The organism is Streptacidiphilus jeojiense, from assembly GCF_000719095.1.
GTDB classification, from domain to species: Bacteria; Actinomycetota; Actinomycetes; order Streptomycetales; family Streptomycetaceae; genus Streptacidiphilus; species Streptacidiphilus jeojiensis.
In genome coordinates this window covers 227,122-241,344 of the sequence record NZ_JOEH01000021.1, presented here as the reverse complement: position 1 = coordinate 241,344, position 14,223 = coordinate 227,122, and the positions used below count along the sequence as shown (strand labels likewise).

Below are 14,223 nucleotides of genomic sequence, written 5' to 3'. Positions count from 1 at the left end.
GGCAGGCGCTCCGCCCGGAGGCAATGGAATGTGCCGGGGTTCACATAGGCCTTATATCGGACATCTGAGCTGCGGCAACGCCCCGGCGGGGGTGGAATGCCACGGCCCTCGGCACGGTTGTCCGTCCTCGGTAGTCGTTCACCGTTCCCGATCCCTGGAGCCCCACCCGTGTCCGTCAGTCCCTCCAGCCCCTCCGCCGCCCGCGCGGCCCAGCTTCTGTCGCGACCGATCACCATCGGCGGTCTGACCGTGCCGAACCGGATCGCGATGGCCCCGATGACCCGGCAGTTCTCGCCCGGAGGGATCCCCGGCAAGGCCGTCGCGGCCTACTACGCCCGGCGTGCCGCCGGCGGTGTCGGGCTGATCGTGACCGAGGGAACCTACGTCGACCACGAATCCGCCGGGTCGAGCGACAACGTCCCACGCTTCCACGGCGAGGAGCAGCTGGCCGGCTGGGCGAAGGTCGCCGAGGCGGTGCACGCGGAGGGCGGCACCATCGTCCCGCAGCTGTGGCACATCGGCATGGCCCGGAACGCCGGCCAGCCCCCGTACGCTGACGCCCCCGCGGTGGGCCCCTCGGGGATCCGGCTGGACGGCACCGAGGGCGCCGGGAAGGCGATGACCCAGGCCGACCTGGACGACGTCATCGCCGCCTTCGCCCAGGGCGCGGCCGACGCCGAGCGGATCGGCTTCGACGGCGTCGAGCTGCACGGTGCCCACGGCTACCTCATCGACCAGTTCCTGTGGCACGGCACCAACCGCCGCGCCGACGGCTACGGCGGCGACCCGGTGGCCCGCACCAGGTTCGGCGCCGAGATCGTGGCCGCGGTGCGTGCCGCCGTCTCCCCGGACTTCCCGGTGATCTTCCGCTACTCGCAGTGGAAGTCCGACAACTACGACGCCCGGATCGCCGCCACCCCGGCCGAGCTCGACGCGGTGCTCGCCCCGCTGGCCGCGGCGGGCGTGGACGCCTTCCACGCCTCCACCCGCCGCTACTGGCTGCCCGAGTTCGACGGCTCGGACCTGAACCTGGCCGGCTGGACCAGGAAGCTCACCGGCAAGCCGGTGATCACGGTCGGCTCGATCGGCCTGGACGGCGACTTCATCCGCGGCTTCCAGGGCGAGAGCGCCCCGGTCCGGGGCATCGACGACCTGCTGGACCGACTGGAGCGGGACGAGTTCGACCTGGTCGCCGTCGGCCGGGCGCTGCTGCAGGACCCGGAGTGGGCCGCCAAGGTCCTCGCCGGCCGATTCGACCAGCTGGCCGACTACAACCCGGCGGCGCTGCGCACCCTGGTCTGACCGGTCCGCGCACACCCCCGGCCGACCTGCCGTCACCCGTCCTGACCGGGTGACGGCAGGCTCCGCCCCAGTCGGCCCAGCGGGGACAGGGACATGATCAAGGGGGAGAGCAGCTGCCCGGCGGCGGCCACCAGCAGCGCCGTGCGCAGCCCCCACTGCCCGGCCAGCCAGCCGCCCAGCAGCGAGCCGAGCGGGGTCGGACCCAGGCCGACGAAGTTGAGCGTGGCCACCACCCGGCCCTGGATCCGCACCGGCGTGACCGCCTGCCGTACGGCCGTCACCGTGACGTCGACCAGTTGGCCGCAGGCGCCGAAGACCAGGTTGCCCGCCATCAGCAGCGGGACCGTGACCGCGGCGGATCCGTGCAGGGCCGGCAGCCAGAGCGCCAGCCCGTCGCCGAGCGCCGCCGAGGCCACCAGCACCAGACCGTAGCCGAGTCGCCCCGGCAGCCAGGCGGCCAGCACCGAGCCCGCCAGCGCGCCCGGGCCCATGGCCGCGAACACCAGCCCCACCTGCGCCCCGGACAGGTGCAGCGCGCGCGGCAGGAACAGCAGGTAGACCGTCATCAGCGCGGCGAAGGAGAACTGGAAGGCGGCCGAGCAGACCGCCACCGTGCGCAGCACCGGGTCCGCGGCCACGAACCGTAGCCCCTCCCGGATCTGACGACCCGTCCGGACCTCCCCCGCGGCCGCCGGTGGCACCGTCTCGGCCCGCCGGATCCGCTGGACCGACAGCGAGGACAGCGCGAAGCAGAGCGCCGCCGCGAGGACAGCGACCGGCGCCGACAGCAGCGACACCAGCCCACCGCCCAGGGCCGGGCCGCCCAGCTGCGCGGCGGAGCGGCTGCCCTCCAGCGCGACGGTGCCCCGCACCAGCCGGTCCCGCGGCACCAGCCGCACCAGCGAGGCCTGGCAGGCCACCCCAAAGAACACCGAGAGCAGGCCGACCACCAGGGCGACCGAGAACAGCACCGGCATACCCAGCACTCCGAGCAGACCCGCGACCGGGACCAGGGCCAGCGCCACCGCCCGGCCGAGATCCGCCGGCACCATCACCGATCGGGTCCGCCTGCGGTCCACCCATGCCCCGACCAGCAGCGAGCACAGCAGGATCGGCGCCTGCTCGACCGCGCGCAGGGCGCCGAGCTGTTCGGCCCCCGCGCCGAGCGTGAGCACCGCGACCAGCGGCAGCACCGTCTGCGCGGACTGCTCGCCGAACTGCGAGGCGGTCTGCCCCGCCCAGAGCCTGCGGAAGTCACCGTCCCGCCACAGGCTCTGCGGCGGCGGCTGCGATCGGTCGGAACGACTGGAACGGACACACGACACGGAAACCCCTGAAGCTGCTCAGCACAGAACCGCCGGCGTACCGGCGCGAGAAAGGTCGCTGTGCCGCACTCCACGGGCAGCACGCGATGACAGGTCGGACAGGTCGGTCAGGACCTACGGCGTCAGCGCGTGCTCGATCGGCCGGGCATTCCAACTCCTCGGGGGTTTCGGGTCGCTGGGAGACTAACCGTCAGCCGGGCGCCCTGGAAAGCGCATTACCGGAACCGGTCATGTACCGGCCATTCCCTTGACGCCGAGTATTGGTCTGGACCATCGTGAGAGGGCCGCGGCAGTACGCCCCCACACACCTGAGCAGCACATGACCTGTGCTGCCCCCACGCTGAGGAGAACCCGCCGATGAGGCGTCCCGCCATGCCCTCGACCGCGGCCCGGTCCAGACTCGCCGCCACCGCCACCGCGACGGCAGCCGCCGCGGCCCTGCTCGCTGCGCCGCTCCTGGCTCCCGCCACTGCCCGGGCCGCCTCCGGCCTCACCGGACTGATGGCCACCTTCGCCGTCACCCAGAGCTGGCAAGGCGGTCTCGAGGGCACCTACACCATCACCAACAACACCAACGCGACCGTCAACACCTGGTCCCTGGTCTTCGACCTGCCCAGCGGCGAAGCGGTCACCAGCGTCTGGAACGGCACCCTCACCAAGTCCGGCAACACCTACACCATCACCGCCCCCAGCTGGGCGTCCCCGCTCGCCCCGGGCGCGACCGCCGATGTGGTCGGCATGGACATCTCCACCGGTGCCACCCAGACCCCGCCGGCCGACTGCCTGATCAACAGTCAGCCCTGCCAGGGCGTCCCGGCCGACACGGTCGCGCCCTCGACGCCCACCGGACTGGCCGTCAGCGGCACCGGGCCCGGCAGCATCTCGCTGTCCTGGAAGGCCTCCACCGACAATGTCGGCGTCGCCGGATACCACCTCTACGAGGGCACCGCGCTGGTGGCGACGGTCACCGCGACCACCGCCAACCTCACCGGACTGCTGGCCGGCAGCAGCCACACCGTCAGCGTCGCCGCCTTCGACGCGGCCGGCAACGAGTCGCCGCACTCGGCCGCGGTGACCGGGGTCGCCGGCAGCGGCACCGTCCCCGGCACCGCCGCGCCCTATGTGGACCTCGGCGCCTGGCCCACGCCCAGCCTGCCGGCGATCGCGGCGGCGACCGGGCTCAAGCAGTTCTCGCTGGGCTTCCTCATCAACGGCAGCACCCCCTGCACCGCCAGCTGGTTCGGCGCCTACGATCCGGCCTCCGGCTGGGAGAAGGCCGACTTCGACGCGATCCGGGCGGCCGGCGGCGACGTCCGGCCCTCCTTCGGCGGCGCCAACGGCACCGAGCTGGCCCAGTCCTGCACCACCGTGGCGGCGCTGGCGGCGCAGTACCAGAAGGTGGTCGACGCCTACGCGCTGGACCGCATCGACTTCGACATCGAGGGCTCCGCGGTGGCCGACCACGCCTCCATCGACCGCAGGTCGGCGGCGATCGCCCAGGTCCAGGCGGCGCAGCGGGCCAAGGGGCGGGACCTCAAGGTCACCCTGACGCTGCCGGTGCTGCCCAACGGCCTGACCGCCGACGGCGTCTACGTCCTGCAGTCCGCCAAGAACGCCGGCGTGGTGGTCAACGCCGTCAACGTGATGGCGATGGACTTCGGCGACTCGGCCGCGCCGTCGCCCGCCGGGAAGATGGGCACCTACGCGATCCAGTCCGCGCAGTCCACCCAGGCGCAGATCAAGCAGGTCTGGACGGGTCTGACCGACGCCCAGGCCTGGGCCATGGTCGGGATCACCCCGATGCTGGGGCAGAACGACAACCCCAGCGAGGTCTTCGGCCTGGCCGACGCCCAGCAGCTGATCACCTTCGCCAAGCAGGACCACCTCGCGGAGCTGGCCTTCTGGGAGGTCACCCGGGACGCCAACGCCTGCACCGGCGGACTGTCCCAGTGCACCGACATCGCCCAGACGCCCTACGAGTTCTCCAAGATGTTCGCCGGCTACACCGGCTGAACCCGGTCCCTGCACGCGGCCCGGCGGGGCTTGCTCCCCGCCGGGCCGCCACCGAACGCCTGCTCCGGACGGGTACGTCCGGCCGAAGGGCGGCGCGCCACCGTGGCCCGGGAGGGACCGCTGGCTAGCGTCCTGCGGGTGATCATCACCCTGCGCAGCCCGCTCTCCCTGTGTGTGACCGCCCTGGGCGGAGGCCTCCTGCTCGCCTCGACGGCAGTGGCCATGACGCCGCCTCAGCTGTCCCCGGCCGCCGGGGCCAGAGCCGGCGGCTACAGCGGCAACCCGGTGGACGGGAGCAAGGGCTTCGGCGTGGTGGTCGAGAACAACGCCGTGCTGGGGAGCACCGAGTCCGAGGGACCGATCGCCATCGGCGGCAACCTGAGCTTCGGCCCGGGGTACAACGTCTCGCTGAACTCCGCCGGGGGCTACACCGCCCCCGGCGACAGCAAACCGACCGCCCTGCTGGTCAACGGCTCGGTGGACTTCGCCGGCAGCTCCCCGACCGGGGTGCTGAAGGTGCTCTCCGGCGGCTACCTCAAGGTGGGCTCGCTGACCGGGGCCGACGTGCTGAACACCGACGGCAACGGGGCCTCGGTCAACACCCAGGAGGTGGTCTCCGGCGCCGGCTACAACAGCGTGCCGCGGATCGAGCTCAACAGCCAGGAACCCCTCAGCGCGGTCGGCCCGCACCCCGGCCTGATCGACTTCGACGCGCTGTTCGCCGCCTACCGCCAACGCTCCACGGACATGGCCGCCTGCCCCACCAATGTCACCCTGCTGGACGGCAACGGCGTCGCGCTGCCCGACCAGAACGTGATCCCGGCCGGCTCCAACATCAAGATCCACCTCTCCGGCAGCCACACCAATGTGCTGCACCTCACCGGGGCGATGCTCAACAACATCTCCGAGCTGACCTTCCTGGACCAGCCCAGCAGCAGCGGACCGCTGATGATCGTGGTGGACACCACCGCCACCGGCGGCAGCTTCGTCTGGAACACCCCGAACATGGCCGGGCTGCAGAAGACCGCCATCTCCTCGCTGCTGTGGAACTTCCCCGACGCCACCGACATCACCGTGTCCACCGGCGACAGCATCGAAGGCACCATCTACGCCCCGCGGGCGCTGCTGACCGACGTCGACCCGTCCAACATCGAGGGCGACATCATCGTCCGCTCACTGGTCCACGGGCCGCTGATCCCGTCCTCCGGATCGGCCGTCAACGCCGGCGAGCTGCACTACTTCCCGTTCACCGCCACCATCAGCTGCACCAGCGCCAGCCCGAGCCCGGCCAACACCGACATCCCGACCCCGTCCGGGTCCGCGTCCCCCACGTCGTCCTCGTCGTCCGGCTCCGGAACCTCGTCGAGCACCCCCGCGCCGAGCAGCGACGAGAACGAAGCGCACACCCACCGCCCGGACCTGGCCGCGACCGGCACCGACCCCACCCAGCCCGAGGTACTCCTCGGGGCCCTGGCCCTGACCGCTGTCGGCACCGCCACCCTGGCCCTGGTGCGCAGGGACCGCGGCAGCCGGCACCGCTAGGTTCGCCACCGAACGTTCATCTCGGCTGACCAGACGGGTCACTGAGCGTGCATCAGATAGTTACTGGTGGGTATTCCCTTCTTCCCCGTGAACCTCTAGCGTCCTTCTCGTCCTTCACTTGTTCAGACAAGATGACGCTTGGAGTCCCCATGAACGCCAGTCTTCCGATGCGCCGCCTCGGTCACGCGGTCGCCGCGGCGATCACCGTCGCCGGCCTCGCCGCCGCGCCCGCCCACGCCGCCGCGGCGGCGCCGACCACGCTGTCGGTGTTCGCCTGGAACGTGGACCTGGGCACCGCCGTGGTCGACACGGTCGAGAAGGAGAACGCCGCCGGACGCACCCCCACCGTCGAGGCGATCATCCGCAAGAACGACGCCGACGTGGTCATCCTGGACGAGGCCTTCAACAACACCTCCGACGCCAAGATCCCGGCCGCCCTGGCCGACCTCTACCCCTACGCCACACCGGTGGTCGGCAAGGTCTGCTCGGGCGGCGGCTGGACCGGCATCAGCGGCGACTGCTCCAACTCCCCGTTCGTCATCAACGGCGGCACCCTGATCCTGTCCAAGTACCCCATCCTGGCCCAGTACGCGCACATCTTCTCCAACTCCACCTCCGGCACCTGGGACTACAACGCCAACAAGGGCGCGGCCCTGGCCGAGCTCGACGTCAACGGCACCCCCACCTGGGTGGTCGGCACCCATCTGCAGGCCGACCAGTCGGGGACCTCCACCGACACCACCCAGCGCACCCGGCTGGCCCAGCTCGGCGAGATCCGGAGCTGGACCGACCAGATCGTCGGCACCTCCGCGCCGGTCCTGATCGGCGGCGACCTCAATGTCGAGTACTACGCTGGCGCCTCCCGCGGCGACTACGCCAACGCCCAGGCCGCCGTCGGCGGCGTGCTCGGCAGCCCGGCCCTGGACCCGTCCCAGAGCCGGTACACCATGGACTGCCCGGTGTCCTCGTGGTGCCAGTACATGTCCGGTGTCGAGTCGTTCGCCAGCACCTACCAGGACGACCTGGACTACCTGGGCTACCTCCAGGACGGCACCCGCCCGGTCCCGGCCGCGCTGCCGACCGTGCACATCGACTTCGACCCGCAGGGCGGCTGGACCAGCGGACAGCTGGACACCAACGCCCCCAGCGACCACTACCCGGTCCAGGCCACCTACGTACTGCCCTGATGAACCGCCTCCAGGGGTAGTTCCAGGCGCAGCCGCGCACCGCGCTCGGCGGGCAGCACCGCGACGGTCCCGCCGTGGGTCTCCGCGATCTGTCGGACGATGGACAGGCCCAGGCCCGAGCCCGGTCGGGCCCGGGCCGCGGTGGCGCGGTAGAAGCGGTCGAAGACGAACGGCCGGTCGGCCTCGTCTATGCCGGGGCCCTGGTCGGTGACGGTGCAGCAGATCCGGTCCCGTCCGGGCGCGAAGGCCACCGCGAGCTCGACCGCGCCGCCGTCCGGGCTCCACTTGGCGGCGTTGTCGACCAGGTTGCCCAGCGCCCGGGCCAGCGCCTCCGGGTCGGCGAGCATCACGCAGTCCTCCGGGTCGGGCGGCGGCAGTACGGCGAAGCGCAGTCCGGGCGAGCGCCGGGCGGCCCGGTCGACCACCTCCTGGGCCAGCAGGTCGACCCTGACCTCCTCGGTGTGCACCTGCGCGCGGCCGTAGCGGGCCAGCTCGACCAGGTCGTTGACCAGGCGCTTCAGCTCCTCGCTCTGCTCCAGCGCGGCCCGCACCAGGGCCGGCGCCTGCGGATCGGCGAGTCCGCCCGGCTCCGCCAGCAGCTCCAGGTTGGTGGTGATGCTGGTCAGCGGGGTGCGCAGCTCGTGCGAGGCGTCCGCGACCAGCTGGCGCTGGGCGGAGACCGAGCCGTCCAGCGCCCCCATCATCGCCGAGAAGGACCGTGCCAGCCGTCCGATCTCGTCCCGGCCACCGATGTCGGCGAGGCCGCCGTCCGCCCGGGAGGTCAGATCCTGAGTCACCGTCACCTGCTCGACGGTCTCGGTCAACCGGCCGACCGGACGCAGCAGCCGACCGGCCAGCAGTCGGGCCGCGAAGGCGGCTGTCAGCGCGCCGCCGAGGACCAGTCCGACCAGCAGCAGCTCCAGCCGGTGCAGCGCGTCCAGGGTGTCCGACAGCGGCTTGGCGACCCGGACCAGGGAGCCGCTGCTGCTGTCGAACTGGGAGGTGTAGACCCGGTAGGCGCGGCCCTGGTAGTCGGCGTCGCTGAAGTAGGCGGGCCGGCTGCCGGTGGCGACGGCGGTGTCCTGGACGGTGACGTCGGCCAGTTCCGCCTTGCCGGGCTGCACCGGTGACGGCAGGAACTGCACCAGCGTGCCCCCGATGTCCAGCACGCCGGTGGCCGGGAAGCCGTCGCCGGACTGGGACACCTTCTGCTTCAGCGCCTGGCTGAACCTGGGCGAGCTGGCCGCGGTGGACACCAGGGTGCTGTCCAACTGGTCGTGCAGGTCGCGGTCGGCCGAGGGGTAGAGCACCAGTGCGGCCAGCAGCAGGGCGGCGGCCACCACCAGTCCGCCGGCCAGCGCGACGCGGTTCCGCAGGCTCACCCGGTCACGGCTCCTCGGGTCACCGCTCCTCGGGTCACGGCTCCTCCCGCAGCACATAGCCGAGTCCGCGCACGGTCTGGATCAGCCGCGGCTCGCCCCCGGCCTCCAACTTGCCCCGCAGATAGCTGATGTAGACCCAGAGCGCATTGGACCCGGGACCGAAGTCGTAGCCCCAGACCGCCTCGAAGATCGCACTGCGGCCCAGCACCCGGCGCGGGTTGCGCAGGAACAGCTCCAGCAGCGCGTACTCGGTGCGGGTCAGCGCCAGCAGCCGGCCGCCGCGGTGGACCCGGCACTGCGCGGCGTCCAGCTCCAGGTCCGCGTAGCGCAGCAGTTCCCGCGCCTCCAGCGTCCGCGAGCTGCGCCGCAGCAGCGCCCGGAGCCGGGCCCGCAGCTCGTCCAGGGCGAACGGCTTGACCAGGTAGTCGTCGGCGCCCGCGTCCAGCCCGGCGACCCGGTCGGCGACCAGGTCGCGGGCGGTCAGGATGAGGATCGGGGTCTCGTCCCCGCGCCGGCGCAGGATCCGGCACACCTCGAGCCCGTTCGGCTCGGGCATCATCACATCCAGCACGATCGCAGCCGGCCGCGCCTCGACGACGCCCGCCAGCGCGGCCGTGCCGTCCGCCGCCTCGGTGACGGTGAAGCCGTCGCGGCGCAGCGCATGGCCGAGGGACCGCCGCACGGCCGGGTCGTCGTCGGCCACCAGGATCCGCATCAGCCCATTGTGCTCCGCCCGGACCGACGCACCGTCAGCTCTTCGCGGACCCGGACGGAGCCGGCACGGCGGACAGCGACTCCTTCATGTGCATGAGATCCGCGTTGAACTGAGTGGGCGTCAGTCCCAGCGAAGCGGCCAGCGAGCGGAACCCCGGGTCGGTGACCTCGACGCCGTGGGCGGTCCCGCGGGAGAGGACGTCGAGCCGCTCCAGGACGGCGGTGGCCCGGGCCCGGCTCACGCCGAGGATCCTGGCGAGGGCCGCGCTCTCCTGCGGGTCCGGGGTACCCGGCGGCACCATGGGCTTCTTGCCGCCGGGGCCCGGGTTGGCGGAGCCGCCCGGTGCGGGCGTCTTGCAGGTGACGGTCGGCGAGGTGCTGGACGGGGTGGCGGTCGAGGCCTCGGCGGCGGCCACGCTGCCGCCGGTCAGCAGGGCGATCGCCACGGTCGCGACCGCGAGACGGGTCTTGGAACGCATGGTGTCCTTCTTCCGGTCGAGGTGCCGGGGTCCGTCCCCGACACCTCGACCAGCACACCAACCGCGCCTTCGGGCACCCATCGGCCGGCCTTAACGCCGCCTCAGAGAAGCAGCGTTATGACGGACCGTCAGCCGTCGGTGTCGGAGGAGGGGATGTACGCGCCGGGCACGTCGTTCGGGGCGTAGATCGTGGTCTCGCCCGGGTAGGGCGTCTTCCAGTTGTGGGTCTCGTACCAGGTCAGGTGGTTCATCTGGGCCGGGTTGGCGTAGTCGGGCACCGCGTTGGTGCCGGTGAGCCGCTGCTGCGCCTTCCAGCCGGCCCACTTGGCCGCGACCGCCTTCTCACTGGCCGGCGGCGTGGTCGTGGCCGGCACCGCCGCGGCGGCGGGGTCCTGCGGCGCCGGGGTGTCGACGCCGCAACTGGGCGGCGTGGCGAGGCCGTCGGTCAGCGAGGTCCGGTTGGGCAGCGCGGTGAACGGCGTGTAGTTCGGCTTGCTGGTGAAGGCCGCGGTCATCGGGGTGGCCGCGCTGTCCTTCTGGTTCATCGGGTGGATCCCGAGGATCTGCTCGATGGTGCGGATCATCGTGATCTGCGTGTAGTAGTGGTCGTCGACCACGCCGGTGCGCTGGGCGTAGGGGCTGATGATCTGGATCGGGGCCCGGTGGCCGTCGACGTGGTCCAGGCCGGCCTGGGAGTCGTCCTCGACGACGAAGATCGCCGAGTCCTTCCAGTACTTGCTGTGGGTGATCTCGTCGATCATCTTTCCGGTGGCCAGGTCGTTGTCGGCGACCTGCGCGGCCGGGCTCGCCGGTCCGCCGGTGTGGTCGCTGGAGAGCCAGAACATGTTCAGGTTCGCCGGACCGTTCTTCTCGAAGTCCTGCTTCCAGATCTCGTACCGGTACAGGTCCGGGACGCTGGTGTCGAACTTGGGGAAGCCGGGCACCGACACGCTGTTGAGCGAGGGGATCGGCGAGGAGGAGTTCAGGGTGTAGGCGGTGCCCTGGCCGGTGGCGTCCATGGTCTTGGCGTCGCAGTACAGGTTCTGCCAGCTGGCCGTGGCCGGCTTGGTGAGGAACTGCTGGAACTCGCCGAAGTCCCGCACGGTCTTGCCGGCCGCCTGCGCTCCGGTCCACAGGAAGCCGGACTCCTGGTGCCCGAGCGCGTCGTCCTCGGTGTCGTAACTGCGCAGGTACTCGCCGGCCGAGGACTCGGTGTACTCCGGGTCGTCGGCCTGCATCAGCCAGTTGTGGCCCTCGGCGGAGTTGGTGCCGATGTCGTAGGTGTTGTCGTAGAGACCGAACTGCTCGGCCAGCGCGTGCTGGTTGGGCGTCACGTTCTCGCCGAACTGGGCCAGCGCGGCATCGCCGTTGCCCTGCGCCATGTCGCCGAACAGCTGGTCGTAGGTGCGGTTCTCCTTGACGATCAGGAAGACGTGCTTGATCGTCGACGGGGCGCCTATCTGCGCCGGGACCGGCACCGGCTTGGCGTGGCTGCTCGCCTTGCCCTTGGCCAGCGTGACCGCGCCCTTGGTCCAGCCGTTCTGCTGGAAGACCTTGGCGGTCTGGGCCCTGATGACACTGTCGCTGGGCAGCGTGAACTGGGTCAGGCTGGAGGTGGTGTCGTGGGTGTCGTGGCCGGCCGCGGTGGTGGGCCGCAGGGCGTCGATACCACGGGTGTTGGAGACCACCACCTTGTTGCCCACGGTGGTGATCTCGGCGGGGAAGTAGTCGGTCGGCAGCAGGCCGACATAGCTGACCGGCTCCTGCGGCCGGGTGTAGCGGTAGACGGCGACCGCGTTGGCCCGGCCGAGCGTCACCAGCAGGTGGCCGTCGTCGGTCAGTGTGACCGCGTCGGGCTCGTAGCCCACCGACGCCTCCGGCCAGGGCTGGGTGGCGATGGTCTGCACGACCCTGCCGCGCTTGGTGTCGATGACCGCGACGTCGTTGCTGGCGGTGTCGGTGACGAACACCGCTCCCTGCTTGGCGTACACCGCGGTCGGGTGCAGCCCGACGTCGATGCTGCCGACGGCGGCGGAGGGGTTCGTCAGGTCGATGACGCTGACCGTGCCGGTGGTGGTGGCACCGGTCACCGGGCTGGCCGGCACCTGGGTGTTGTAGGAGTTGAGGGTGTACTCCCCGGCCTTCGCCGCCCGTCCGCCCTCGTTGCTGACGTAGAGCTTGCCGCCGACCAGGGCCAGGCCGCGCGGGGCGTTGCCCACCGCCCAGCTCTGCTCGACCGTCCCGGTGGCGGCGTCGATGGCCACCACCCGGTTCTGCCCGTTGACGGCGGAGTACACGGTCGAGCCGTCGGCCGAGAACACCGCCGCGCCGACCAGCGCGTGCTTGGCGCCGTCGGCCGCGATCGGCACGGCCACCGGGTTGGCCAGGGTGCCGTCCGGGTTCACGGTGAACCTGGTGTAGCCGTCGGTCTGACCCAGCCACAGCTGCGTGCCGTCGGGCGAGTACGTCGGGCCCTCCTGGCCCACCGAGCTGCTGCTGATGTGCAGGTCGTCCGCGGCGGCGCTGCCGATCCGCTGCTTCACCTGACCGGTCTTCAGGTCCACCACCACCAGCGCGGCGTCGCCGTCGGTGACCGCGGCGGCGAGGTGGCCGCCGTCCGGGCTGACCGTGGACGACATGATCTTGCCGTCGTTGATGACCAGCCGGCTGCCGTACGGGGCGATGTACTGGTCGCTGGAGATGACCTGGCCCTTTGAGGTGACCTGGCCGACCTGCTGGGTGCCGAACTGGTGCGTCGAGGCGAAGGCAGTGCCGGTGGCGGCCAGGGCCAGCGCGGTCACGCATGCGGTGACCAGCGTGGCCCGGCGGCTGACGGATCTTCCGAGGAGGACCAGCTGCTCCTTCTCGACATCCCGGCGGCGGCGCGTTACCTGCATGGACTCATCCCTTCGGGGAGGCGGGGATCAGCTCGACATCGCTGTCGAACTGCCACAGCGGGTTCGGCGCGTCCCCGGTCGGGGTCCGCACCAGGAAATAGCCGTTCACGTCCTTCGGACCGTCACCGTCGGCCTCGATCCGGCCGTCCGAGGTGACGTCGAGCTGGTAGACCGCCGACCCGGGGGCCGCGGCGCCGGGCAGGTGCCAGCTGACGACGCAGCGCCAGTCGTTGCCCGGACCCTCGGGGTCGACCTGGCCGTCGCTGCGGTCGCACACCGCGGTGGCCTGCAGCTGCGCCTCGGTGACGGCGGGGCGCTGCAGCTGCTCGGTCTGCAGCCGGTAGAGGTGGGCGAAGGCGGTTGCCACCGACTGCTGCACCTTGGCCTGCGAGATCCCGGAACCCAGCGAGGGCGTGGCCACCGCGACGGCGCCGAAGCCGACGGCCAGCAGGGCGACCAGCGGCAGCAGCGCCACCGGGAGCGCGCGGCGGCCGATGCCGTCGTCGCTCGCATTGGTGAAGTCCCGCCGCAGGAACAGCCGGTAGGCCAGCCAGGTGGCCACCGCCGTCCACACCAGGCTGACCGCGACCGAGATCAGCAGCTCGCGCGGCTGCCCCGGGCTGGTGAACAGTCCGTGCCAGGCGATGAAGGCGTAGCCGGGCAGGGCCAGGCGCAGCGCGACCGGCAGCGGCAGCATCTGCGCCAGCTGCATCGCGACCGCGACCAGCGCCGGCAGCAGCAGCCCCATCGGGGAGCGCCCCAGCACGACCGACCCGAGCAGCCCGATCGCGGCCAGTGCCAGCGTGGGGGCGAGCACGCAGACCCAGGCGAGCAGCACGTTCCCGGCCGCGCCGGAGGGCGACAGCAGATGACCGTCGAGGCCGACCAGCCGCTGGTCGCCGACCGACAGCAGGCCGCCGACCGAGGCGGACGCCACCAGCCCGGCCACCAGCAGCAGGATGACGGTCAGCGCCGCCAGCGCCTTGGCCGCGAAGATCCGCCGCAGCGAGCGGACCGCCACCAGCAGATGGCGCCAGGTCCCGAGCCGGTCCTCGGCGGCGAACACGTCGCCGGCGACCACCGAGGTGATCAGCGGCAGCGCCCAGGAGCCGGCGAAGCCCAGCACCACCAGCGGTCCGGCCCATCCGGTGGCGTGCATCCAGCGGCCGAAGAGGGTGTCGGTGGGCAGCGTGCTCTGCTGGCTCACCGCGGCGACGAACAGCCCCGGCACCGTCCAGCAGACCAGCACCAGCAGCCGGATCCGCCACTGCGAGACCAGCTTGACCAGTTCGAAGCGGTAGGCGCGGGTCACCGGGACCTGGACCGCGTCGGGCTCGGGGCCGGCCTCGGTGCCGTCGACCTGGTCGTCGGCGACGGTCATG

General features: G+C 71.9%; 10 protein-coding genes. 4 read left to right on the top strand and 6 right to left on the bottom strand.

Annotation, left to right across the window (positions count from 1 at the left end; genetic code table 11):
* Positions 1-168 precede the first annotated feature (168 nt).
* Complete coding sequence (locus IF29_RS0127250) at positions 169-1,302, top strand: NADH:flavin oxidoreductase (RefSeq protein WP_030260190.1); 1,134 nt, start codon at positions 169-171, stop codon at positions 1,300-1,302.
* A gap of 32 nt (positions 1,303-1,334) precedes the next feature.
* Here IF29_RS0127250 and IF29_RS0127245 read toward each other — a convergent pair whose 3' ends face one another.
* Entirely contained in the window at positions 1,335-2,627 is a 1,293-nt protein-coding gene (locus IF29_RS0127245) for an MFS transporter (RefSeq protein ID WP_232242479.1), read from the bottom strand.
* 357 nt (positions 2,628-2,984) lie between these two features.
* Here IF29_RS0127245 and IF29_RS0127240 point away from each other — a divergent pair, with 357 nt between their 5' ends.
* From IF29_RS0127240 to IF29_RS0127230, 3 genes are all read left to right on the top strand, one after another.
* On the top strand, positions 2,985-4,640 hold the full coding sequence (locus IF29_RS0127240) for a cellulose binding domain-containing protein (RefSeq protein WP_232242477.1): 1,656 nt from the start codon (positions 2,985-2,987) through the stop codon (positions 4,638-4,640).
* Between the two features lie 138 nt (positions 4,641-4,778).
* Positions 4,779-6,182, top strand: coding sequence for a choice-of-anchor A family protein (locus IF29_RS0127235; protein ID WP_051726062.1), 1,404 nt, complete (start codon positions 4,779-4,781; stop codon positions 6,180-6,182).
* 149 nt (positions 6,183-6,331) lie between these two features.
* On the top strand, positions 6,332-7,369 hold the full coding sequence (locus IF29_RS0127230; protein WP_051726061.1) for a sphingomyelin phosphodiesterase: 1,038 nt from the start codon (positions 6,332-6,334) through the stop codon (positions 7,367-7,369).
* On the opposite strand, the gene IF29_RS0127225 is transcribed toward IF29_RS0127230, so the two are convergent.
* The 5 genes from IF29_RS0127225 to IF29_RS0127205 form a co-directional block, all read right to left on the bottom strand.
* On the bottom strand, positions 7,354-8,751 hold the full coding sequence (locus IF29_RS0127225) for a sensor histidine kinase (RefSeq protein ID WP_037596775.1): 1,398 nt from the start codon (positions 8,749-8,751) through the stop codon (positions 7,354-7,356). The two genes, IF29_RS0127230 and IF29_RS0127225, sit on opposite strands and share 16 nt — an antisense overlap.
* 34 nt (positions 8,752-8,785) lie before the next feature.
* Positions 8,786-9,466: a response regulator transcription factor gene (locus IF29_RS0127220; RefSeq protein ID WP_030260175.1), complete on the bottom strand. Its 681-nt coding sequence runs from the start codon at positions 9,464-9,466 to the stop codon at positions 8,786-8,788.
* Positions 9,467-9,500: 34 nt separating this feature from the next.
* Positions 9,501-9,944, bottom strand: a complete 444-nt coding sequence (locus IF29_RS0127215) for a hypothetical protein (RefSeq protein WP_030260172.1) — start codon at positions 9,942-9,944, stop codon at positions 9,501-9,503.
* A gap of 128 nt (positions 9,945-10,072) precedes the next feature.
* Positions 10,073-12,841 carry a bifunctional YncE family protein/alkaline phosphatase family protein gene (locus IF29_RS0127210; RefSeq protein WP_030260170.1) on the bottom strand — a complete coding sequence of 923 codons (2,769 nt, stop codon included), beginning with the start codon at positions 12,839-12,841 and terminating at the stop codon, positions 10,073-10,075.
* Between the two features lie 4 nt (positions 12,842-12,845).
* Complete coding sequence (locus IF29_RS0127205; RefSeq protein WP_051726081.1) at positions 12,846-14,222, bottom strand: ABC transporter permease; 1,377 nt, start codon at positions 14,220-14,222, stop codon at positions 12,846-12,848.
* Position 14,223: the final 1 nt, after the last annotated feature.

Coding starts and splice junctions, on each gene's coding strand:
- IF29_RS0127240 (WP_232242477.1), top strand. CDS start 2,985: ATGAGGCGTCCCGCCATGCCCTCGACCGCGGCCCGGTCCAGACTCGCC.
- IF29_RS0127230 (WP_051726061.1), top strand. CDS start 6,332: ATGAACGCCAGTCTTCCGATGCGCCGCCTCGGTCACGCGGTCGCCGCG.
- IF29_RS0127220 (WP_030260175.1), bottom strand. CDS start 9,466: ATGCGGATCCTGGTGGCCGACGACGACCCGGCCGTGCGGCGGTCCCTC.
- IF29_RS0127215 (WP_030260172.1), bottom strand. CDS start 9,944: ATGCGTTCCAAGACCCGTCTCGCGGTCGCGACCGTGGCGATCGCCCTG.
- IF29_RS0127210 (WP_030260170.1), bottom strand. CDS start 12,841: ATGCAGGTAACGCGCCGCCGCCGGGATGTCGAGAAGGAGCAGCTGGTC.
- IF29_RS0127205 (WP_051726081.1), bottom strand. CDS start 14,222: ATGACCGTCGCCGACGACCAGGTCGACGGCACCGAGGCCGGCCCCGAG.